The organism is Herbiconiux daphne, from assembly GCF_024979295.1.
Classification (GTDB): domain Bacteria; phylum Actinomycetota; class Actinomycetes; order Actinomycetales; family Microbacteriaceae; genus Herbiconiux; species Herbiconiux daphnes.
Genome location: NZ_JANLCJ010000153.1, coordinates 1 through 1045, shown reverse-complemented (window position 1 = coordinate 1045; position 1045 = coordinate 1). Strand labels below are relative to the sequence as shown.

The window sequence follows — 1045 nt, the reverse complement described above, 5'->3', positions numbered from 1 at the left end:
AGTATTAGAGAAAGCATAGTCTTTCCCTGTACCTTGCCAATAAGGCATAATTTCAGCGTTACTAGAAAGACTTGTATAAGAAGGGTTTTGCATATCCCCTTGTACAATAACGTCTGCACTAGATTTCAAATCAGCGTGAACAAGTAAGATTTGATTTGCCAACGGTGTGAATTTTTTAGTTCCTTCAACGTTGAATAATTCAGAAATCTTAGTCAAGCGTGATTGATATTGGTTAATAGTTGCCACGGCAAAGCGTAAGAAATGGAAATCCGTCAAAGCGTTAGCAGCCTTCACCGCTTGCGCCGTTGGTACAGAATCATTATAAAGTTTCAACAAGTTAACCGCAATAGGACTTGTTTTCTTTAAGTCGATTGTAATTGCGCCCGCTGTTCCGCTACCGATTCCTTTTGCAAGTGTGCAACCAATCATGTTATTAATTGTACGCTCAATTAAAGCGTCCATTGAAACAGTTAAGGCATTTTGCACGGTGGTAGAAATCATTGACAAGAAAGAATTCAATTCGGTTGCTGAGTTGAAAGATTCCTTAACTTGTTTTTCAGTGAAAGAAACGGCAATTTCAAAAGTAGTTTTTGAGTTGAAGAATTTTGCGCTTACTTTTGGTTGGTGGAAAACATCTTGGTCATAAGAAGTTCCGTCTGTTAATTCCCAAGACTTGTTTTCTTCCGCTTCTGGAAGTTCCATGGCTACCCGTTGAAGGATAGAACCGAATTCCCATGAATCTTTTAAAATGCTTGAGCCTGTACCTGTATAAACACGGTTTTCAAAATCAGTTTTACCAATACGGTTTACCAATTTTTTCACGTAATTATCAACGCTTGTTGCGTCAAATACGGCTTTACCAACGTCAACAATATTTGATAAGTCTTCTAAGACTAGGTCGGAATTACCTGTAATCTCTTCAACAACACTTGCTAGAATAGTATGGACTTGAGTTACTTTCATTGTTTGCACTCCCTTAAATTTTTATTTGTTAATTCGTGAATATTATAGACAATAGGGAAAGTTTTGTAAAGCCTTAAATAAC

The 1045-nt window shown here is 37.0% G+C and carries 1 protein-coding gene; it reads right to left on the bottom strand.

Annotation, left to right across the window (positions count from 1 at the left end):
* A partial coding sequence (locus N1032_RS23720; RefSeq protein ID WP_259542838.1) for a phage major capsid protein occupies positions 1-963 on the bottom strand: 963 nt, incomplete at its 3' end.
* Positions 964-1045 lie beyond the last annotated feature (82 nt).